Source organism: Rhizobium sophoriradicis (assembly GCF_003939025.1).
GTDB classification, from domain to species: Bacteria; Pseudomonadota; Alphaproteobacteria; order Rhizobiales; family Rhizobiaceae; genus Rhizobium; species Rhizobium sophoriradicis.
The window spans coordinates 40,042-57,456 of the sequence record NZ_RQIH01000016.1 but is presented as its reverse complement, the minus strand read 5'-3'; the positions used below and the strand labels follow the sequence as shown (position 1 = coordinate 57,456).

Sequence of the window (17,415 nt, the reverse complement as noted above, 5' to 3'; positions counted from 1 at the left end):
CACTTCGCTCAGTGGGCGATCACCGAATATGTGCGAGATAGTCTCTTTCCAGCTGCCCGAGTTGGACCCAAAAGTATCCCAAGTGCTCTGCCAGAGTTGCCATGGCGCTTTGCAGGCGCCCTGTTCGTTTCGTAAGCTCGCTGGCGCCAGCGCCGGCTTTGATCATGTGTCGTATCTGATCGAACTCTTCGACAATGGAACTGGTCGCTTCCTTAGACACTCTCAGCGCATCAAGCATATAGCCCGAGAAGAAATCTTCGCCGATCTGAAGCTGGTGGTCGTTGACCACTATGACCCAGTGAACCGACAGGCGATGGAATTCCTCAACGTTGTCTTTGAGGAACGACGCACCGTTGGCGGCGCTCAATCGACGCTGCCATCGCTCAATGTCTTCGAGTGCTCCCGCGATACGTTCAGCCATCGGGCGGACCGTGCGGTCGATCTTCAATCTTATCGGCCTGAGGCTCAGCTCCATCAGTTGATCGTGTCGTCGATCACTATTCGCGTCTGTGATCTGCGATTGGCGGATCGCAAGATAAGCGGCTGCTACGGCCGCAACGCCCGTTATCAACGTTTGAAACTTATCTACCCACGCCATCCAGACAGGGAACAAAGGAATCGCGACGACTGCACCGAGCGTCCCGCCTACCAAGCCACACTTCAAGTAACGCTTCATCCGAATCGCCCTCGGCACTCATCGGGAGAAAATATCGCATGAGCGCCTCAATCGCAGCAATCCATGTCGCCAAGAAGCAGCTCGGCCTTGACGACGATACCTATCGCGCCAAGCTTGCCTGGATCACGGGCAAGCAATCCGCCAGGGATATGACAGAAGCCGAGCGCGAGAAGGTGCTGACGGTCTTCCGCAATGAGGGCTTCAGGCCAGCTTCGGCGCCTCGCCGTGCGGATGGCCGGCAAAAGCTCACCGGCAAATATGCCAAGAAGCTGCAGGCGCTTTGGATCGCCGCCTGGAACCTCGGGATCGTCCGGGAACGCGACGACAAGGCGCTTGTTGCCTTCGTGAAACGTCAGACCGGCCTCGATCACACGCGGTTCCTGGTCTACGCGGACGATGCCAACAGCGCGATCGGAGCGCTCAAAGGCTGGATCAAACGCGAAGCTGGCGTCTCCTATGGCAATACCAACGGCCAGGAATGGCTCTCGGCAGATGGCGCCAAGGTCGCGTGGGCGCAATGGAAGATCCTCTCCGGCGCAACGTCCCTGATCGTCCGCAAGGGCTTCGATGCCGAGGTAGTGAGGCTGACGGGCAAGGCTGTGCTCCAGGACATCACCGGAGCCGGTTGGCAGATCGTGATGAACCATTTCGGTGAGCAGATCCGGGCGGGCAAGCGATGACTATTTCCGGCGCCGCGCAGGTCATGGAGTCCTGGCTCCTCGCAAGTCACAGCACCGCAGTTGTCCCTCCTGGAAGGAACATGATCATGCTGAATGCCATGCCCTTGTTCGAAAGTTCCGAGTTGGCCTCCGTTAAAGCTCAGTGTGAAGAGCTTTCGAGGAAGCTTCAAAGGGGCGGCGTTGATGCCCAGACACGCATCCGTCGTGAGCAGCGGCTCCGGCAGTTACGGGCTGAACAGATGCGGCTTGAGATTCAGCTTGGCCTCGGAGGTGCGAAGTGAGCGATCTGACGACCGAGCTACACGAACTGCTCGGAGACGAGGGCTTTCTCAGGCTGACGGATGTCCACGGCGGCATTCGTGTCTATGTCCCGAAGGTCGCGAATGGCTCGACACTGGCGAGCGAGATCGGCGTTGACAATACGGCCCGGCTTTCCAAAATGTTTTCCGGCGGCTATATACGTGTGCCAGTCGCCCGCGAGTTTCGCGCTCGTCACTATCGAGCTCACGGCGAGAGCAACGCGATGATCGCGCGACGCCTCGGTCTGACAGAGACCGGCGTCGAAAAGCTCTTCAGCCGAGCTCCAAAAGTGCGGGTGACGGCCAAGAAAGACCCCCGACAGATCGAACTGTTCTGACCCGCCCGCCTCGGCGGGCATGACCCTCCGGGCGGTCGTCCAGCTATTGTTGCCCCCATATTCGGCCGCGTTCGCGGCTTCGACAGGGGCTACATCATGACAAACTTCGATCGCTGGCTCATTCAGCGCCTCCGGCTGCACGGCGCTTATGCAGGCGTCGTCGATGACGTTCACGGGCGGGCGACGATCGAGGCGCTAAAGCGCTTTCAGCATGCCGAAGCTTTGCCTGAAACAGGGCAGGCCGATGAGACCACGATCGAAGCACTCCGTTGCGATCCGGCCCGAGTGCCGAGCAGCGCTCCAGTTGCCGTTACGCCTGCGCCCCGTATGCCGCCCGAGCCCGTGTGGATGCGCGAAGCGCGGCGTTTTATGGGGCTGAAGGAGATCGCCGGCGCTGCGTCCAATCCGACAATTCTTGGATGGGCGAAACGGCTCGGCGGGTGGATCGCCAATTTCTACACCAACGACGATACGCCATGGTGCGGCCTGTTTATCGGCAATCTGATTTCGACGACGCTGCCGCAGGAAAAGTTGCCCGCGAACCCGCTTGGCGCGCTGGAGTGGGCAAAGTTCGGCCAGCCTATGACGACGCCGGCGCTTGGCGCCATCCTCGTGTTCCAGCGCCCAGGCGGTGGCCATGTCGGCCTGTATGCCGGCGAGGACGATGACCACTATATCGTCCTCGGCGGCAACCAGGGGAACAGAGTGAAATTCTCCCCGGTTGAAAAGCGCCGTTGCGTCGGCATCCGCTGGCCGAAGACGGGCGAAGCGCCTGTCGGCGGGCGCGTCTGCGCCACCGCCACGGGTGAGGTCTCGCGCAATGAGGCCTGACCATCGTTCCTCCAAGCCCAGCTATAGCCTTTCGCGACGCCAGCTCTGGGCGTCGTTCTGGTTGGCGTGGCTGGTCAACGGCTTCATCCTGGTCGCGGCCGTCGTCTATCACTCGGCCGAGGCGGTGCAACTGGCCCCCGTCATCACCCCAAGCACCTTTCTGCTGATCGCCGGCATGCTCGGCGTCCATCGCTTCTCCGGTGCTTCGGATTTCCGAGCCGCGGCGATGATGGCCGCGCCGACCTATGAGAACGGAGAGGTTCAATGACCGCGCTGTTTTCAAAGACGACGTTCTACCTGGTGCTCGTTGCGCTGCTCGTGATTGCCGTCCTCGGCCTGGCGCTGCTTGGTGTTCGCGAGGTCCGGGGAATGGTTGACGAAGCGATCCAGCTGAAGGGCGACGAACGTGACGCCTACTGGTCTGCCAAGATCGAGAAGGCGAACGCCGAAACCAACAAGCGCGCTGCCGACCAGGCGGCAGCAGTCGTGAAGATCCAGGCGGACCTGGCCGAGAAGGGCCGGTCCGATCAACAGGCACTTGCAGATTTGAGGGCGAAGAATGCGCAGCTTCCTAAGGGCAACGATTGTGGCCTTAGCGGTAATCGCGTCGGCTTGCTCCCAGACTGAGCGCCGCGAAGTCCAACTGATGCCGGCGCCGGCGCCGATCGTGGTGCCGCCGGATGCGCGGCGCCCGTGCGACCTGGCGCCAAAGCCGGCCGTTGATCCTGTCACCAACAGGGCGCCGGAAGATCAGGTTTTCGAGATGTCGGCGGCCGATCGCTACGAGATCAAGTCTTGCGATCGGCGACGCGCGGCCGCCGTTGCCGCGATCGACGCGGCGAATGGAGCTGCGCCGTGACCACAGAGCAGGATTTCGATCGCGCCGAGGAGTTGGCGGAGAAGGAACGGCAGGCCGGCATTCGTCGCCTGCAGGCAGAGCTGCAGCGTGACGGCCGGTTCGACTGTCAGGACTGCGAGAACGAAATCGAGCCGGCAAGGCGTGAGGCGATGCCCTCCGCCACCCGGTGCATTGCATGTCAGGCGCGTTTCGAGCGCGGGCGAAAAAGGAACCGCTGATGGACCCGAAAGAATACGCCATCTGGATCTCGTTGGCGCTCGGCGTCATCGCGCTCCTCGGCCATCTGAAGGGCTGGATCAATTCCGGCGAAAAGTCGCTCGCAGAAAAGGCCAAGGCTACGGAAGCGAGGGTCAAGGCCGCTGAAGACCGTCTCGAATCCCATGCCACGCGCATTCTCAGCATCGAGGGCGAGCTGCGGCATCTCCCCGATCGGGACGGCTTCCATCGCCTGGAAATGCGCATGACCGAGCTAACCGGGCAACTGAACACAATGACGGAAAGGCTGAAGCCGGTCGAAGCGATCGGCGAACGCCTGCAGGAACTGCTTCTGGAGAGAGCTAAGTGACAGAGGATATCGGCGTCAATTTTGACAAGATCATGCGTGAGGAAGCGCGCCTCATCATCCTGAAGGCGCTTGCCGAGCAAACCAACGAGAGCTTGAGCAGCTCCATGCTGGAGCCCGTTCTCGCCCGCTTCGCCATTCACCAGGAGCGGGCGTGGATCCACGGCGAAGTGGAATACCTCCGGAACATGGGGGCGGTGACAGTTGTCCCGGCCGGCACGGTGAAGATCGTCACCTTGACGGCGCTGGGCAAGCGGCATGTTGACCGGCATGTCGTCATCGAGGGCGTGAAGCGGCCGTCCCGGCCGGGAGCCTGACCATGGCGAGAAAAGGTCGCGGCCGTCTATCGTCGATCCAGCTCCTGCCGCAGGAGTGCAACCAGGTCGTCATGTGGGCGGCGGCCGAGCTGCAGGAGAATGCGCGCACACAGCTCGAAATCTACAAAGAGTTTTCCGCCAAGCTTGAAGCGTTGCAGCGGGAAAGCCGTGGCGAGCTGGAATTCACGATCCCGAGCTTCTCGGCCTTCAATCGCTATTCGATCAATCTCGACGCCATGACACGCGACCTCAACGAGACGCGCGAAATGGCGGCGGCGATCTCCGACACCTTCGACCCCGAGGAGAGCGACGATCTCACGCTCGTCGCGGCCGAGGCGATCAAGGCCCTGATTTTCACGATGCTGCGCACCCAGCGCGGCAAGATCGGTTCCAAAGATGCGAAGGCGCTTGCCGACGCGCTCCGGTCGGCGACCCATGCGCAGTCGGTATCGACGGCCCGGCGCGACAAGATCGAAGCCAAGTTCAAGGCCCAGGCCGAGAAGGCGATCGAGAAGGTATCCAAGGAAAAAGGCATGTCGGCCGAAGTTGTCGCGCAGCTCCGCCGTGACTTCCTCGGTGTCAAGCCAAAGCAGAAGAAGGATGCCGCATGACCGAGGCCGCGACCTGCCAGCGCTGCAGAGGCATCGGCCAAAAGGTCAAACGCGTGACCTACCGGCCGAACGGGACCATCTCCAGTATCGTCTATGATCCGAAGGCCGATTGCGAGCCTTGTCAGGGAACGGGCTTTCCCAGGGAAAGGACGAAGCCATGTTCCTGAAAATCGCCAAGGGCATCGCCATCGCGATGGCCCTGTTCGTCGCTTTCGCGCTTCTATCCAACCTTCTGGCCTTCCTCTTGCTGCTCCTGGTCACCGGCCTGGCGGCGGCGCTCTTCGTTTCGCCTCTGCTGGTGTTCGCCTGCTTTCTGATCGGCGGCGCTGCAGTCTGGTCCGTCGTCGTCACCTTCATGCTGATGAAGGGCGCTCAATGACCGAGGCGGTTTCTGAAGAGGTTGTTGTTCTCACGCGCGATCCGGCAAAGCTGCCGGACGAGCTGCTGCGCGGCGCCGACATTCCTGATGATCTCGATCCGCTCGCCGAGGGCGTGCTGATGCGTCACCAGGCCGAGTGGCTTGAGGACGAGAGCGACCTGAAGGTTTGCGCCAAGGGACGTCGTACCGGCATCACCTTTGCCGAGGCGCTCGACGATACGCTGATCGCTTCGGCCGCGCGATCGGCGGGCGGGCAGAACGTGTTTTACATCGGCGACACGAAGGACAAGGGCCGCGAGTTCATCGGCTATGTGAAGCACTTCGCCTACACCGTCGCCAAGGAAGTCGCCGCGATCGAGGACAGTATCTTCGTCGACGAACGCGCGGACGGCACCACGGCCTTCATCTCGGGCTATCGAATCTCCTTTGCCTCCGGCTTCCGCGTCGAGGCCTTGTCATCCCGGCCCGAGAACATTCGCGGCCTGCAGGGAACCGTCGTCATCGATGAGGCGGCCTTCCACAAGAACGTCCACGAAGTGCTCGACGCCGTCAACGCGCTGTTGATCTGGGGCGGCAAGATCCGCGTCATCTCCTCCCACAACGGCTTCCTCAACGCTTTCAACCAGCTCTGCCTTGATGCGCAGGCCAAGAAAATCCCCTTCAGCTATCATTACATCCCGTTCCAGGCGGCGATCGACAACGGGCTTTTCCGCAAGGTCTGCGATCAGAAGGGCGAGGACTGGAGCCAGGAAAAGCAGGATGCCTGGGAAAAGCAGATCCGCGGTGCCTATGGGTCGCGCACTGCCAAGATGAAACAGGAGCTGGACGGCATCCCGGCCGAAGGCGAAGGGGCAGCGCTGACACGCGTTCTCATCGAGAGCTGCATGTCGGCGGATATCCCTGTCGTCCGCTGGGATCGCAACGACGACTTCAAAAACCTTTCCGACGAAGAACGGGCTCGACAGGCCGACGCGTTCTGCAGGACGCAGTTGAAGCCGCTTTTAAGCCGCCTCAACCCCGATCGGGAACATGCCTTTGGCGAAGACTTCGCCCGCAGCGGCGACAAGACGGCAATCATCCCGATTGAGATCGGGCTGGACCTGGTCCGGCGCGCCTGCTTTGTCCTGGAGCTGAAAAACATTCCCTACGATCAGCAGCGCGACATTCTCTTCTATGTCGTCGATGCCTTGCCTCGGTTGATGGGAGGCGCCCTGGACGCCACCGGCAACGGTGAATATCTCGCTGAAAAGGCCCGGCAGCGCTACGGCGACACCATTGTTGAGGTGAAGCTGAACCAAGCCTGGTACAGCACGAACATGCTGCCCTATATCGAGGCCTTCTCGGACAAGACGATCCTGCTGCCGCGCGATGCCGACGTGCTCGCCGACCACCAGGCGCTCGCCTATGTGAACGGCATCATCAAGGTTCCGGACAATCACACGAGCAAGGGCGCGGACGGATACGAGCGCCACGGCGACACCGCGCCGGCCGGCGCGCTCGCCTTCTTCGCCAGCCGACAGGAATCGATCTCCTACGAGTACGAGACCAATCGGAAAACGACCGCCTCGCAAGTCGGTCACAATGGCGGGCCGCCGCTCGATGAGGACCGCCGGAACAGCATTAACGTCCACCTGAGGGGATCATTGTAATGGCATCGTTTCGCGACTGGCTGGGCCGGATCGTCCTCGGCAAGGAGCTGATGGAGCAGGTGGCGGACGCTCGCGTCGGCAGCATGCGCAATCCCTTCTCCGGCCACCCGGCAGATGGCATGACACCGCAGCGGCTTGCCAGCATTCTGCGCTCGGCTGCCAACGGCGAACCAGAAGCCTATTTCGAGCTGGCCGAGGACATCGAGGAGCGCGACCTGCACTATGCCGCCGTGCTCGCCACCCGTAAGCGCTCGGTCTCGCAGCTGCCGATCACGGTCAAGGCCGCATCCGATTCCGGTGAGCACAAGAAGCATGCCGCGCTCGTCCAGTCATGGATTGATGACGGTGTCCTGCAACGTTCGCTTTTCGACATGCTGGACGCCGTGGGCAAGGGCCTATCAGTTACCGAGATCGATTGGCAGTATCGGCTCGGAAACATGCTGCCTCGCGATCTGACATGGCGCACTCAGCGCTGGTTCACCTTCGACCAGGAGGATGGCGAAACCGTTCTGCTTCGCGAAGGCGTCGCCGGCGCGCCGCTGGCACCGCACAAGTTCATCGTCCATCGCCACAAGACGAAATCGGGCCTGACGATCCGCTCCGGCATTGCCCGTGTCGCCTGCTGGGCGTGGATGTTCAAAAGCTTCACGATCAAGGATTGGGCGATCTTTGCTCAGAACTACGGCCAACCGATCCGCCTCGGCCGCTACGGACCGGGTGCCACCGAGGCGCAGAAGGATGTCCTCTGGCGGGCGGTCAGCAGCATCGCCGGCGATTGCGCGGCGATCATTCCGCGCGACATGCTGGTCGAGTTCGTCGATGTCGGTTCAAAGTCTTCATCGACCGACATGTATGAGCGCCGGGCCGACTGGCTCGATCGCCAGATCTCGAAGCTGGTGCTCGGGCAAACGACGACGACGGACGCGATATCGGGCGGCCATGCCGTCAGCCAGGAGCATCGCCTGGTGCAAGAGGACATCGAGCGTTCGGACGCCATGTGCCTGACGGGCACTGTCAATTCGCAGCTCATTCCGAACATCATCGCTTTCAATTTCGGGCCGCAGGATCATTACCCGCAGGTGAAGATCGGTCGGCCGGACGAACTACCGATCAAGGATTTCGCCGAGGCTTTCGACAAGCTCGCGAAACACGGGCTGACGGCTGAAGAGAGTTTCCTTCAGGACCGGATGGGCATCCCGGCGCCGAAGAAGGGCGCGGTGCTGATCGGCGGTCGCAAGCCTGAAGCTGCTCCTGGTGTCGATCCGGTCACGCCGCCGGCGGCGAAAGACGTGGCGGACAAGACGGCTCACAGCAGCTTCAAACATCTGTTCGAACGGTCGGCTCATGCTCGATCGGAGAACGACGACGTGGTCGACCGGCTGGCCGATCGGCTGGAGCGTAACGCCGCCGGTGCCATGGCCGGCATGATCGACGAGGTGAAGGCGGCGCTTATGCAGGCTTCCGATTTGAGGGACGCGGCCGAGCGCCTGGCGCTCCTCGAGCTGGCGCCGGACGAGCTGGCCGAGGCGATGGCGAGGGGTATGGCGCTAGCCCATTTGGCTGGTCAGGCGGCGTTGCTCGACGACCTAAAGGGCTAATCATGATTAGAGGCCCACAGACGCGCGTAAACGGCCCCGGCGCTGCGGTGATCCGAAAAAACCTCCGAAACGCGTCCATGGGCTTTGAAACCCCTTTGAAAACGATGCGAAGGGCCGTCGCCCTAATGGCTTCGACGCTTTCCGCGATCGATCTGCCGTTTGACGAAGCAATCGACTTTTTCCGGCAAAAGGTCAGCACCCCGACCGAAAGCTGGCGCGACGTCTAGGATGCTGCCCATTCCAAGATGTTCATGGTCGCGGGAGCCAACAGCAAAGCGCTCGTCGATGATTTCAAAGGAGCGATCGCCAAGGCGCTCGAACAGGGAACGACGCTGGACGACTTCCGCAAAGACTTCGACGCGATCGTGAAGACGCACGGCTGGAGCTACAAGGGTGAACGCGGCTGGCGGACGAAGACGATTTTTGAAACGAACCTCCGCACAGCCTACGCCGCCGGCCGCTATGCGCAAATGAGCGAGCCGGACACGCTGGCGAGCTTTCCTTACTGGCAATACCACCACTCCGGCGCTGTCCATCCGCGCCAGCAGCACAAGGCCTGGGATGGGCGTTGCCTTGCTGCCGACGATCCATTCTGGAAAACAGCCTATCCACCGAATGGCTTTGGTTGCGGCTGCTTCGTCACGCCGGTTTCGCGTCCTGGTCTTCGTCGGCTCGGCAAGGCCGGTCCCGATCGCGCTCCGGATCTCGACCAGCTCGGGACCGATCAGCCGCTCGGCGTCGATCCTTCCTTTGCCTATAATCCCGGACGCGCCTGGCTGGAGCAAACCGCACCTGGTCCGAAGGCGGTCTCTGCGGACGAGGCGAATGTCGCCGCCTTCGTCTCCTCGGCATTGCGCGGCAAATGGCCGGACGGTTCCTGGACGCCTGTCGGAGTGGCATCGAAAGACGTTGCGGTCACGCTCGAGGTGAAGGCAGGAACCGAGATCCGCTTGTCGGCCGACACGATCCGCAGCCATTTGAAGCATACGCTCGCGACGCCGGCGGCCTACGGCGTCATTCCGCGCCACCTCGCTTCGGCCGGCCGCCTGGTCAAGGATCAGAACGGCCGCTGGGCTTTCGTCGGCGAATATGACGGGCAGCTCTACCAGGCGGCGGTCAAAGTCGTGAAGAAAGCCGATCGCGAGGAAATCTATCTCGTTTCGCTGAGGCGGGCGAATGCGAATGAGATCAAGCGGCGTTTTGGAGAATGACGCGCCGGGGGGCCGGAACTGCCAATCCCACTCACCCTAAAGGGTGCGCTTCCTGCTCGGCGCGTCCTCATCAATATAAGCCCGACCGGGCGGAAAGGCAAACATGGCGGGCGCGGCCCTCTCGATCACAGCCGAGGTGATGGACAAGCAGGTGCAGCGCGCCTTCGAGCAGCTGCAGCACCTGATGGGCAATACGCGGCCGGTGATGTCCGCGATCGGCGTCGAGCTGGTCGGATCGACCCATATGCGCTTCATCACCCAGACCGATTCGGACGGCCAGGCCTGGGCGCCGCTCAATCCGGAATACGCGGAGGGCAAGCGCAATTCCCGAATCCTGACCGAAAGCGGTCGGCTGCGCGACAGCATCGATTCCCAGGCTACGAGTGATGAGGTTCGCGTTGGGACGAACACGATCTATGCCGCCGCTCACCAGTTCGGGGCCGAGATCAAGCCGAAGACGGCGAGCCATCTTTATTTCCGGATCGGCGGGCACTTGGTAGTGGTCGACAGTGTGACCTTGCCCGCGCGTCCCTTCCTCGGTATATCGGATGACGACGAGACGTCGATCGCCGAGATCGTCTTCGACTTCGTTGACCGGTATTCGCTCCGGCGCTAACTCTCCCCCTCGACCCCTGATCATCCGGCCCGCCCGCCTTGGCGGGCATGATGCGGCATTGGGCGCCATGGCATATCTCTCGCCATGGAAAAAGCGATCAACTCAATCATCCGCGCCTTGAACCAGGCCGACGCAACGGCGCCGGAATGGCTCCATCTGCTTCCGGCCGCCGAGTTCAAAGGTATCGACGGTCGCGGCCCTTGGGCTGCTCCGGACATGGATGCGCTGATCGCCGCCTTTAACCGGGAAGGCAACAAGCTCGCCGTCGACGAAAACCACTCGACCGATCTTGCCGCCAAGCAGGGCCATTCGGCTCCCGCGCGTGGTTGGATCGTCGAGCTGCAGAAGCGCGACGACGGCCTTTATGGGCGCGTTGAATGGACGCCCGAGGGCGAGCGCATGGTGACGGCCAAAGAATATGGCTTCCTGTCGCCGGTCCTTCTTCATGGCACTCAGAAGCCCTTCAAGATCGCGAAGATACTTCGCGTCTCGCTGACCAACGATCCCAATCTGACCGCTCTGAAATCCCTTCATTCAACCGAGGAGACAGTAATGCTTGAACAGTTGCGGAAGGCTCTCGGCCTTCCCGAAACTGCCGATGAGGCTGCCATTCTGGCGGCTGTCACGACGGCTCATACCGCCCAGGTCGGCGCCGCTGCCCTGATGGCCCGCATCGCCGAGGCGGCCGGCGTCGCCAGGGATGCCGCCCCGGATGCGCTGGTGACGGCCATCCACTCGCGCGGCAAGATGACGGCGACCGAGGCCGAGAATGCCGATCTCAAGACGCAGCTTACCTCGCTGCAATCTCAGCTCACGACGCTCGCGACCACGACCGCCAAAGACAAGGCCGAGGCGGCGATCGACGGCGCAATCGAGGCCGGCAAGATCGTACCGGCGCTGCGCGATCACATGATCACCCGGCACATGAAAAACCCGACCGAGGTCGAGGCCGAAATCAAGCTGTTGCCGTCACTCAATGCCGGCGGCCTCGGCGGACGCAAGCAGCCCGGCGCCGACGACAGCGCACTCACCGCCGAAGACGACCAGGTCATGGCGATGATGGGCATCGATCCCAAGGCCTTCGCCGACACGGCCAAGGCGCTGCACGGAAAGGGCAACTGACATGGTAGCGACGAACGATATTCGCGCAAAGAAGAAGCCCGGCCTCGGCCGCGCCTACGGATATCCGGTTCTTGCCGGCGTGATCATCTACGGCGGCGCCGCCGTCGGCATCACGGCGAACAAGGAAGCCGTTCCCGCTGGCCATGCCAGCGCCGTCAAGCTCATCGGTTTTGCCGAGGAGCGGATTGACAATTCCGCCGGCGCCACCGGCGACCAGTATGTCAAGATCGAGAAGGACGTGCGCGTCATTCCGCTCGCCGGCGCCACGGTCGCCAATATCGGCGCTGCCGTTTACGCCAGCGCCGACGACACTTTCACCCTGGCGGCCGGCGCGCTGCTTCAGATCGGCACCATCGACGCCATCGACGCGGACGGCGTCTGGCTGAAAACCCTCTAAGGAGCGAGCTTTGGATATCAATTCCAATACACTTCGCAGCATCTATACCGGCCTCTCGACCGCGTATAACGGCCGCTTCGCGTCTGTACAGACGTTCTACACCTCGGTTGCCATGACCGTGCCGTCGACCACCGCCATGAACGAATATCCCCGCCTGGACGATCTGCCGGGGATGCGTGAATGGATCGGCGACCGCGTCGTTCATGACCTGTCGGCTCAGACCTACATCATCCGCAACCGCGAGTTTGAAAAGACGATTTCGATCAAGCGCTCGCAGATCGAAGACGATCAGATCGGCATCTTCACGCCGGTGGCCTCTCAGATCGGCCAGGACGCTGCGGAGTTTCCTGATCAACTGGTCTTCCCGCTGATGAAGAAGGCCGAAACCGTGAAGTGCTATGACGGCCAGTATTTCTTCGACACTGATCATCCGGGTTATGACGAGAATGGCGCCGCCACCGTCGTATCCAACTTCACGGACGGCGCCGGGCCGGCCTGGTATCTCATCGACGATACTCAGACGATGAAGCCGTTCGTCTTCCAGAACCGCAAGAAGTTCGCTCTGACGGCGATGCAGAGCCCCGACGATCCTAACGTCTTCTACCAGGGCAAGTTCGTCTGGGGCGTCGACGGCCGTTGCAACGCCGGCCTTGGGCTCTGGCAGCTCGCCTATAAGTCCAAAGCGACCTTGAATGCTGCGAACTATGCCCTGGCTCGCACTGCCATGCAGTCGATCCGCAAGCGTAGCGGCGAAATCATCAATATCCGGCCGACGAAGCTGGTCGTTCCGCCAGCGCTGGAAGGCACGGCTCGTCAGATCCTCAATGCCGAGCTGGTGAACGGCGGCGATAGCAACGTCTGGGCCAAGACCGCCGAAGTTCTGGTTATCCCGTACCTCACGTGATCCCGGGTGGCGGGCACTCTCGCCCGCCAAGCCGTCGCCGGCACTCCTCCTCCCGCCGGCGACGGGTTTCTGACAAGCGGCCGGACCGGGCCGTTTTCCCGAAACCCGAAGGAGACCTCTCTTGAAGATCCAGATCATCTGCAGCTCGCCCGGCATGTGGCGGAATGGCGTCCAGCATCCGGCGAGCGAATTCTACCCGGCCGATCGCTGGAGCGAAAAGGAGCTTGAACGCTTTCGCGCCGACCCGGCCTTCACCGTGCGCGAGGTCGATGAAACGGCCGAAAACACCATGACGGACGCGGACTTCTTGCTGCGCGTTAATGCTGAGGTCGCGCGCCAGGTGAGGGCAAAGGCCGACGAGCTGCAGGCGAAGTTCGACCAGGCTGTCAAATCCGCAGTCCAGGACAAGACAGCCGAGCTGAAGGCCGAGCACGACAACGCCATGGACAAGACTGGCAAGGATCTGGCGGCCGCCAACGACAAGATCGCGAAGCTCGAAAAACTGATCGCCGACGCAAAGAAGGCGAACAAGGCCGGCGAGGAAGCGGGCACCAAGTAATCCCAGGGCGGGCCGACCGAGCGGCGGGGAAACGAGGTCCTGCCGTCCGGGCATCCTCCTTCACAGCCGAACACAGAGACAATCCATATGTATGCAACTGTTTCCGACATGATCGCCCGCTTCGGTGAGACGCAGATCATCCGACTTTCCCGCCCGGAGGATCGCACGGCCGAGACGGTTGACGAAGACAAGGTCAACATCGCGCTCGTCGACGCTGGAGCGCTGATCGACGGCTATATCCGTGGCCGCTATTTCGTGCCGATCGCCGCGCCGCCGGCGGAGATCGTCCGCGCCGCCTGCATCCTTGCCCGCTACGATCTCGCCCAGGGCGAGCACACAGACCCGAGCGAGGAAATGGCGAAGGGCCGGAAGGACGTCATCTCCTGGCTGGAGAATATCGCCAAGGAGTTGGTCAACCTCGATGTCCCGGCGGCAGAGCCGGCCGGTCCCGCGGTTAATTCTGGGCCGCGCATGTCCGATCGGCCGCGCATCCTCTCCGACGACAGTTTGCGAGGCCTCTGATGGATCTCGCTTATGCACCGATCCGCAGAATGGAGCCGGCGATCGTCGAGCGGCTGCGGCTCGCCTTTCCGGCGAAAGATTTCACGATCGAGCGTATCCCGCAGACGCTGACGATCAAGGAGTTCGAACGGCTCGTTAAACAGGCGCCCTTCATCGGCCTGGCTTGGACCGGCATGAAACCCGACGCCGCCAGCGGTCGCGCTCTGAAGGGTCAGATGCTCTGGCGCCTGGTGCTCGTTTTCAGGGCTTCGAATGGTCTTGAAACCCGCTTCAAAGGTGACAAACGCGGTATCGGTCTCGATGCCATGTTTGACGTCGCGGTCGCGCTCCTGCAGGCGGCAGAGATTCCCGGCGTCGGCGTTGCTACGGTCACCGCCGCCAACAGCCTGATCGCCGATGGCTGGACTGACGACAACGTCGTGATTTCCCAGATCGACTTTGCCGTCGCCTTCGTCACCAGCCCGGCCAACTTCGCCCTAGTGACGCTCGACGATCTCAAGAAGATCGGCGCGAGCTGGGCCTTTGCCGAAGATCCCGAAACGACCGTCGCCAGCGACGAAACCGAACTACCCCAGGAGTAGGACATGCTTGGATTCTATAAGCCCGCCGAGGGTTGCACCGTTGACCAGGAGGACGGCAGGCCGTGGCCGGCCGAAGGCATGGACGCGCCGAACACGCTGTTCGTGCGCCGTCGCATTTCCTGCGGCGACCTGGTCGTGGCCGAGAGGCCGATCGTCGTTCCCGCGACTGAAACGCCCGAGGGCGAACAGCCGCCCGTCGTCGAGCCGCCCGAGGGCGAGGAAACCGGGGGCGAGCAGCTCACCGACGTCACCGAAACCGAAACGCCGTCGCGCTCGCGCCGGTCTAAAGGAGACAAGTAAGCCATGGACTTCAATGAAATCCCCTACGACTGGCTTGAACCGGCAACCCTGCTTGAGGTCAAGCCGAACTATGCCAATGTCGGCGTCCTGCCGTATCCGACCAAGGTGTTGCTCGTCGCCCATAGTCTTGCCACGGGCTCTCTTCAGCCCGGCCAGATCGTCGAGGTTACACGCGGCGAGGAAGGCGTTGCGCTTTGCGGTCGGGGCTCGATCGGCGCCGAACAGATTGCCGCCTTCCGCAAGGCCAATATGACGTCGCCGCTCTTCGTTACGACAGCGGTGGACGCCGGCGGCGCGGTCAAGGCTTCGGGCACCTTCACCTTCGCGGGTGCGGTGACGCAGGCGACGGTCCTGCGCTTCAAGGTCGCCGGGCGGCCGATCCGGATCACCGTCAACCCGGCCGACACCGTCACCGTGATGGCGGCGGCGCTGGCGACGGCCATCAACGCCGACCTCGACAACGTGGTCACGGCGGCGTCGGCTCTTGGCGTCGTGACATGCACGGCACGCAACGGCGGCGAGGTTGGCAACGGCATTGATTTGCGCGTTGACGCGGCCGCAGCTCCGGTACCGTCCGGCCTGACCATCGCCGTCGTCGATATGGCAAACGGCGCCGGCAACCCGGCGCTGCAACCGGTCCTCGACGTGCTGGCGAAAACTTGGTTCACTGATGTGATCGTCCCCTGGGGCGATGCGACCAACATGGCGGCTTTCGCCGAGTGGCTGCGCGTTCGCTATACCGCGACGTCGAAGCTCGATGTCCACGGCTTTGTCGCCAAGCGCGGCACTTATGGCGCGCTTGGGACTTTCGGACAGTTGACCAATTCGCCGAACCTCACGGCGATGGGCCTTAACCGCTCCCCGACCAGCCCGTGGGTTCTCTCGGCTTCTGTCGGCGGCATCTGCGCTTTCCACCTGACCAACGACCCGGCCCGCCAGTTGCGCTCGCTCGTCGTGCCGGGTGTCGAAGCGCCGGCGCCGGCCGACCAGTTCACCGACAGCGAGCAGAACCTGCTCTTGAACAAGGGCATCTGCACCTTCGACCATCTGTCGGACGGCTCGACGGTGATTTCGCGCGTCATCACGACCTACAAGACGTCAAACCTCGGCATTCTCGATCGCGCCTGGCTCGACATCATGACGCCGAAGACGCTGTCGCGCATCCGCTACGACTGGGCCGCCTACGTCTCGCTGCAGTATTCGCGCTCCAAGCTGGTCGACGATGAAAGCAGCGCTTCCTTCGCCAGCCGCTACGATGATGACGAGGACGCCGGCAGCGCCGTCGTTACGCCGCGCCGCATGCATGCATCCTGGGGCGCGCGCTGCAAGCTCTATGGCGAGAAGGTCTGGATCGAGGACGTCCAGGCGACCGTCAAGGCCAGCGTCTTCCAGCGGGCATCCGACGACAAGAACCGGCTCGAAAGCCGCCAACAGATCAAGATCGTCGGCAACCTGATGGTGCTCGCCGGCTCTCTTGAATTCCAGGTGTAAGGAGACACTGAACCATGGCTCAAGTATTGGGCATCGTGGATATCGTCTGGCGCGGACGCAATATCCCTGTCGAAAAAGGCGCCAAGTTCAAAAGGGGCGGCATCCAGAACACTGCCGTCACTTATGGCCGAAAGGTCGGCCGGGCGCAGGAGTTCGTTGCGTCCGAAATCACGGCAGTGACCAACCTCGAAGCTGGTCAGCGCCTCGGCAACCTCTTGGACCCCGGCGAAGATGAGCTTCAGGTCGTCTGCGATACCGGCCAGACCTTCGTTTGGGGTGACGCATTCTTGGGGGAAACCCCTGAAGTCACCGGCGGCGAAGGCGGCAAGATGGAGCTGAAATGGTTCGGCGGCGAGCCCGAGGAGATCCTGGCATGAGTGTCGCTCTTTCAAAGCCCAGCAGCCTGACTATCGACCTTGACGAGGATGCCGGCAAGTCCACGGAGACTGTCGTGGATCTGGATCGGCCGGCCACGATCGGCAGCAAGCCGGAAGGCGACGTCATCGACGAAGACACGAACCCCCTCGATCGTCTGCCCGATGACGTCGTTCGTAATGCGGACGGCTCCGTTACACTGCCCTTGCACTACAGTGTCACCCTCCGCACCAAGAAGGACGGCGCCGTCAAGGAGCGAGTCTTCGCGGAGTTGATCTTCCACCGCCTCAATGGTGCGGATCAGCGCGCGATCGCGGCGGTTAGCGACGAACATCAGATTGCCGTGTCGTTTGCCCGATCGACCCGCAATAACCAGGCGGTCATGAACGCGCTCTACGACAAGATGGACCTGTCCGACATCGCTCGGGCCGGACGGGTGATCAATTTTTTCGTCAGCAATGGCCCCAAAACTGGCGGCTGATGGTCGGCGCTCTAGCCGACAGCACGTCGCTCTCGGCGTCGGACATTGACGGGTTCG

At 62.2% G+C, this 17,415-nt stretch carries 27 protein-coding genes; 26 read left to right on the top strand and 1 reads right to left on the bottom strand.

Annotation, left to right across the window (positions count from 1 at the left end; all coding sequences use genetic code 11):
* Window positions 1-19 precede the first annotated feature (19 nt).
* The gene (locus tag EFR00_RS25035) at window positions 20-676 is read right to left on the bottom strand and encodes a hypothetical protein (protein WP_009995566.1); all 657 of its coding nucleotides are present in this window, start codon (window positions 674-676) and stop codon (window positions 20-22) included.
* Window positions 677-714: 38 nt separating this feature from the next.
* On the opposite strand from EFR00_RS25035, the gene EFR00_RS25030 reads away from it, so the two are divergent.
* The 26 genes from EFR00_RS25030 to EFR00_RS24905 all read left to right on the top strand — a co-directional run bounded on the left by EFR00_RS25030 (window position 715) and on the right by EFR00_RS24905 (window position 17,358).
* Window positions 715-1,356 (top strand): gp16 family protein, encoded by a 642-nt coding sequence (locus EFR00_RS25030; protein ID WP_009995567.1) that lies wholly within the window; start codon window positions 715-717, stop codon window positions 1,354-1,356.
* Window positions 1,357-1,436: 80 nt separating this feature from the next.
* Window positions 1,437-1,637 carry a hypothetical protein gene (locus EFR00_RS25025; RefSeq protein WP_125461984.1) on the top strand — a complete coding sequence of 67 codons (201 nt, stop codon included), beginning with the start codon at window positions 1,437-1,439 and terminating at the stop codon, window positions 1,635-1,637.
* A complete protein-coding gene (locus EFR00_RS25020) occupies window positions 1,634-1,993 on the top strand; it encodes a hypothetical protein (protein ID WP_077991860.1) in 360 nt (119 codons plus the stop codon). Before EFR00_RS25025 ends, EFR00_RS25020 begins: the two co-directional genes overlap by 4 nt.
* A gap of 96 nt (window positions 1,994-2,089) precedes the next feature.
* Window positions 2,090-2,824: an NlpC/P60 family protein gene (locus tag EFR00_RS25015; protein ID WP_009994353.1), complete on the top strand. Its 735-nt coding sequence runs from the start codon at window positions 2,090-2,092 to the stop codon at window positions 2,822-2,824.
* Window positions 2,814-3,092 (top strand): hypothetical protein, encoded by a 279-nt coding sequence (locus tag EFR00_RS25010; protein WP_009994352.1) that lies wholly within the window; start codon window positions 2,814-2,816, stop codon window positions 3,090-3,092. The genes EFR00_RS25015 and EFR00_RS25010 overlap by 11 nt, the downstream gene beginning before the upstream one ends.
* Window positions 3,089-3,451, top strand: a complete 363-nt coding sequence (locus EFR00_RS25005; RefSeq protein ID WP_077991863.1) for a hypothetical protein — start codon at window positions 3,089-3,091, stop codon at window positions 3,449-3,451. The genes EFR00_RS25010 and EFR00_RS25005 overlap by 4 nt, the downstream gene beginning before the upstream one ends.
* A 19-nt stretch (window positions 3,452-3,470) precedes the next feature.
* Window positions 3,471-3,683 carry a hypothetical protein gene (locus EFR00_RS25000; RefSeq protein WP_077991866.1) on the top strand — a complete coding sequence of 71 codons (213 nt, stop codon included), beginning with the start codon at window positions 3,471-3,473 and terminating at the stop codon, window positions 3,681-3,683.
* Window positions 3,680-3,901: a TraR/DksA C4-type zinc finger protein gene (locus EFR00_RS24995; protein WP_077991868.1), complete on the top strand. Its 222-nt coding sequence runs from the start codon at window positions 3,680-3,682 to the stop codon at window positions 3,899-3,901. Before EFR00_RS25000 ends, EFR00_RS24995 begins: the two co-directional genes overlap by 4 nt.
* Window positions 3,901-4,248, top strand: coding sequence for a DUF2730 family protein (locus EFR00_RS24990; protein ID WP_037140408.1), 348 nt, complete (start codon window positions 3,901-3,903; stop codon window positions 4,246-4,248). The genes EFR00_RS24995 and EFR00_RS24990 overlap by 1 nt, the downstream gene beginning before the upstream one ends.
* Complete coding sequence (locus EFR00_RS24985; RefSeq protein ID WP_245345030.1) at window positions 4,245-4,562, top strand: VpaChn25_0724 family phage protein; 318 nt, start codon at window positions 4,245-4,247, stop codon at window positions 4,560-4,562. The genes EFR00_RS24990 and EFR00_RS24985 overlap by 4 nt, the downstream gene beginning before the upstream one ends.
* A 2-nt stretch (window positions 4,563-4,564) precedes the next feature.
* Window positions 4,565-5,173, top strand: coding sequence for a DUF3486 family protein (locus EFR00_RS24980; protein WP_009997109.1), 609 nt, complete (start codon window positions 4,565-4,567; stop codon window positions 5,171-5,173).
* 157 nt (window positions 5,174-5,330) lie between these two features.
* Entirely contained in the window at window positions 5,331-5,552 is a 222-nt protein-coding gene (locus EFR00_RS24975) for a hypothetical protein (RefSeq protein ID WP_009997111.1), read from the top strand.
* Window positions 5,549-7,201, top strand: a complete 1,653-nt coding sequence (locus EFR00_RS24970; protein WP_077991872.1) for a hypothetical protein — start codon at window positions 5,549-5,551, stop codon at window positions 7,199-7,201. The genes EFR00_RS24975 and EFR00_RS24970 overlap by 4 nt, the downstream gene beginning before the upstream one ends.
* Window positions 7,201-8,799: a DUF935 domain-containing protein gene (locus EFR00_RS24965; protein WP_077991874.1), complete on the top strand. Its 1,599-nt coding sequence runs from the start codon at window positions 7,201-7,203 to the stop codon at window positions 8,797-8,799. The genes EFR00_RS24970 and EFR00_RS24965 overlap by 1 nt, the downstream gene beginning before the upstream one ends.
* A 251-nt stretch (window positions 8,800-9,050) precedes the next feature.
* Window positions 9,051-10,010, top strand: coding sequence for a phage head morphogenesis protein (locus EFR00_RS24960; RefSeq protein WP_245435272.1), 960 nt, complete (start codon window positions 9,051-9,053; stop codon window positions 10,008-10,010).
* 103 nt (window positions 10,011-10,113) lie between these two features.
* On the top strand, window positions 10,114-10,626 hold the full coding sequence (locus EFR00_RS24955) for a phage virion morphogenesis protein (RefSeq protein WP_009997114.1): 513 nt from the start codon (window positions 10,114-10,116) through the stop codon (window positions 10,624-10,626).
* Between the two features lie 84 nt (window positions 10,627-10,710).
* Window positions 10,711-11,748 (top strand): phage protease, encoded by a 1,038-nt coding sequence (locus EFR00_RS24950; RefSeq protein ID WP_077991877.1) that lies wholly within the window; start codon window positions 10,711-10,713, stop codon window positions 11,746-11,748.
* A gap of 1 nt (window position 11,749) precedes the next feature.
* Complete coding sequence (locus EFR00_RS24945; protein ID WP_077991879.1) at window positions 11,750-12,145, top strand: hypothetical protein; 396 nt, start codon at window positions 11,750-11,752, stop codon at window positions 12,143-12,145.
* Between the two features lie 10 nt (window positions 12,146-12,155).
* Window positions 12,156-13,049: a Mu-like prophage major head subunit gpT family protein gene (locus EFR00_RS24940; RefSeq protein WP_077991881.1), complete on the top strand. Its 894-nt coding sequence runs from the start codon at window positions 12,156-12,158 to the stop codon at window positions 13,047-13,049.
* Between the two features lie 121 nt (window positions 13,050-13,170).
* Window positions 13,171-13,608 (top strand): hypothetical protein, encoded by a 438-nt coding sequence (locus tag EFR00_RS24935; RefSeq protein WP_009995561.1) that lies wholly within the window; start codon window positions 13,171-13,173, stop codon window positions 13,606-13,608.
* An 87-nt stretch (window positions 13,609-13,695) separates the two neighbouring features.
* The gene (locus EFR00_RS24930; protein WP_009995560.1) at window positions 13,696-14,130 is read left to right on the top strand and encodes a gp436 family protein; all 435 of its coding nucleotides are present in this window, start codon (window positions 13,696-13,698) and stop codon (window positions 14,128-14,130) included.
* Window positions 14,130-14,711 (top strand): hypothetical protein, encoded by a 582-nt coding sequence (locus EFR00_RS24925; RefSeq protein WP_077991884.1) that lies wholly within the window; start codon window positions 14,130-14,132, stop codon window positions 14,709-14,711. The genes EFR00_RS24930 and EFR00_RS24925 overlap by 1 nt, the downstream gene beginning before the upstream one ends.
* A gap of 3 nt (window positions 14,712-14,714) precedes the next feature.
* Entirely contained in the window at window positions 14,715-15,011 is a 297-nt protein-coding gene (locus EFR00_RS24920; RefSeq protein ID WP_077991890.1) for a DUF2635 domain-containing protein, read from the top strand.
* 3 nt (window positions 15,012-15,014) lie between these two features.
* Window positions 15,015-16,502, top strand: a complete 1,488-nt coding sequence (locus tag EFR00_RS24915; RefSeq protein WP_077991891.1) for a phage tail protein — start codon at window positions 15,015-15,017, stop codon at window positions 16,500-16,502.
* 14 nt (window positions 16,503-16,516) lie between these two features.
* On the top strand, window positions 16,517-16,879 hold the full coding sequence (locus EFR00_RS24910; protein WP_020050922.1) for a phage tail tube protein: 363 nt from the start codon (window positions 16,517-16,519) through the stop codon (window positions 16,877-16,879).
* A complete protein-coding gene (locus tag EFR00_RS24905; RefSeq protein WP_077991900.1) occupies window positions 16,876-17,358 on the top strand; it encodes a hypothetical protein in 483 nt (160 codons plus the stop codon). Before EFR00_RS24910 ends, EFR00_RS24905 begins: the two co-directional genes overlap by 4 nt.
* Window positions 17,359-17,415: the final 57 nt, after the last annotated feature.

Coding starts and splice junctions, on each gene's coding strand:
- EFR00_RS25035 (WP_009995566.1), bottom strand. CDS start 676: ATGAAGCGTTACTTGAAGTGTGGCTTGGTAGGCGGGACGCTCGGTGCA.
- EFR00_RS25030 (WP_009995567.1), top strand. CDS start 715: ATGAGCGCCTCAATCGCAGCAATCCATGTCGCCAAGAAGCAGCTCGGC.
- EFR00_RS25025 (WP_125461984.1), top strand. CDS start 1,437: ATGATCATGCTGAATGCCATGCCCTTGTTCGAAAGTTCCGAGTTGGCC.
- EFR00_RS25015 (WP_009994353.1), top strand. CDS start 2,090: ATGACAAACTTCGATCGCTGGCTCATTCAGCGCCTCCGGCTGCACGGC.
- EFR00_RS25010 (WP_009994352.1), top strand. CDS start 2,814: ATGAGGCCTGACCATCGTTCCTCCAAGCCCAGCTATAGCCTTTCGCGA.
- EFR00_RS25005 (WP_077991863.1), top strand. CDS start 3,089: ATGACCGCGCTGTTTTCAAAGACGACGTTCTACCTGGTGCTCGTTGCG.
- EFR00_RS25000 (WP_077991866.1), top strand. CDS start 3,471: ATGCCGGCGCCGGCGCCGATCGTGGTGCCGCCGGATGCGCGGCGCCCG.
- EFR00_RS24990 (WP_037140408.1), top strand. CDS start 3,901: ATGGACCCGAAAGAATACGCCATCTGGATCTCGTTGGCGCTCGGCGTC.
- EFR00_RS24980 (WP_009997109.1), top strand. CDS start 4,565: ATGGCGAGAAAAGGTCGCGGCCGTCTATCGTCGATCCAGCTCCTGCCG.
- EFR00_RS24975 (WP_009997111.1), top strand. CDS start 5,331: ATGTTCCTGAAAATCGCCAAGGGCATCGCCATCGCGATGGCCCTGTTC.
- EFR00_RS24970 (WP_077991872.1), top strand. CDS start 5,549: ATGACCGAGGCGGTTTCTGAAGAGGTTGTTGTTCTCACGCGCGATCCG.
- EFR00_RS24965 (WP_077991874.1), top strand. CDS start 7,201: ATGGCATCGTTTCGCGACTGGCTGGGCCGGATCGTCCTCGGCAAGGAG.
- EFR00_RS24960 (WP_245435272.1), top strand. CDS start 9,051: ATGGTCGCGGGAGCCAACAGCAAAGCGCTCGTCGATGATTTCAAAGGA.
- EFR00_RS24955 (WP_009997114.1), top strand. CDS start 10,114: ATGGCGGGCGCGGCCCTCTCGATCACAGCCGAGGTGATGGACAAGCAG.
- EFR00_RS24950 (WP_077991877.1), top strand. CDS start 10,711: ATGGAAAAAGCGATCAACTCAATCATCCGCGCCTTGAACCAGGCCGAC.
- EFR00_RS24945 (WP_077991879.1), top strand. CDS start 11,750: ATGGTAGCGACGAACGATATTCGCGCAAAGAAGAAGCCCGGCCTCGGC.
- EFR00_RS24930 (WP_009995560.1), top strand. CDS start 13,696: ATGTATGCAACTGTTTCCGACATGATCGCCCGCTTCGGTGAGACGCAG.
- EFR00_RS24925 (WP_077991884.1), top strand. CDS start 14,130: ATGGATCTCGCTTATGCACCGATCCGCAGAATGGAGCCGGCGATCGTC.
- EFR00_RS24920 (WP_077991890.1), top strand. CDS start 14,715: ATGCTTGGATTCTATAAGCCCGCCGAGGGTTGCACCGTTGACCAGGAG.
- EFR00_RS24915 (WP_077991891.1), top strand. CDS start 15,015: ATGGACTTCAATGAAATCCCCTACGACTGGCTTGAACCGGCAACCCTG.
- EFR00_RS24910 (WP_020050922.1), top strand. CDS start 16,517: ATGGCTCAAGTATTGGGCATCGTGGATATCGTCTGGCGCGGACGCAAT.
- EFR00_RS24905 (WP_077991900.1), top strand. CDS start 16,876: ATGAGTGTCGCTCTTTCAAAGCCCAGCAGCCTGACTATCGACCTTGAC.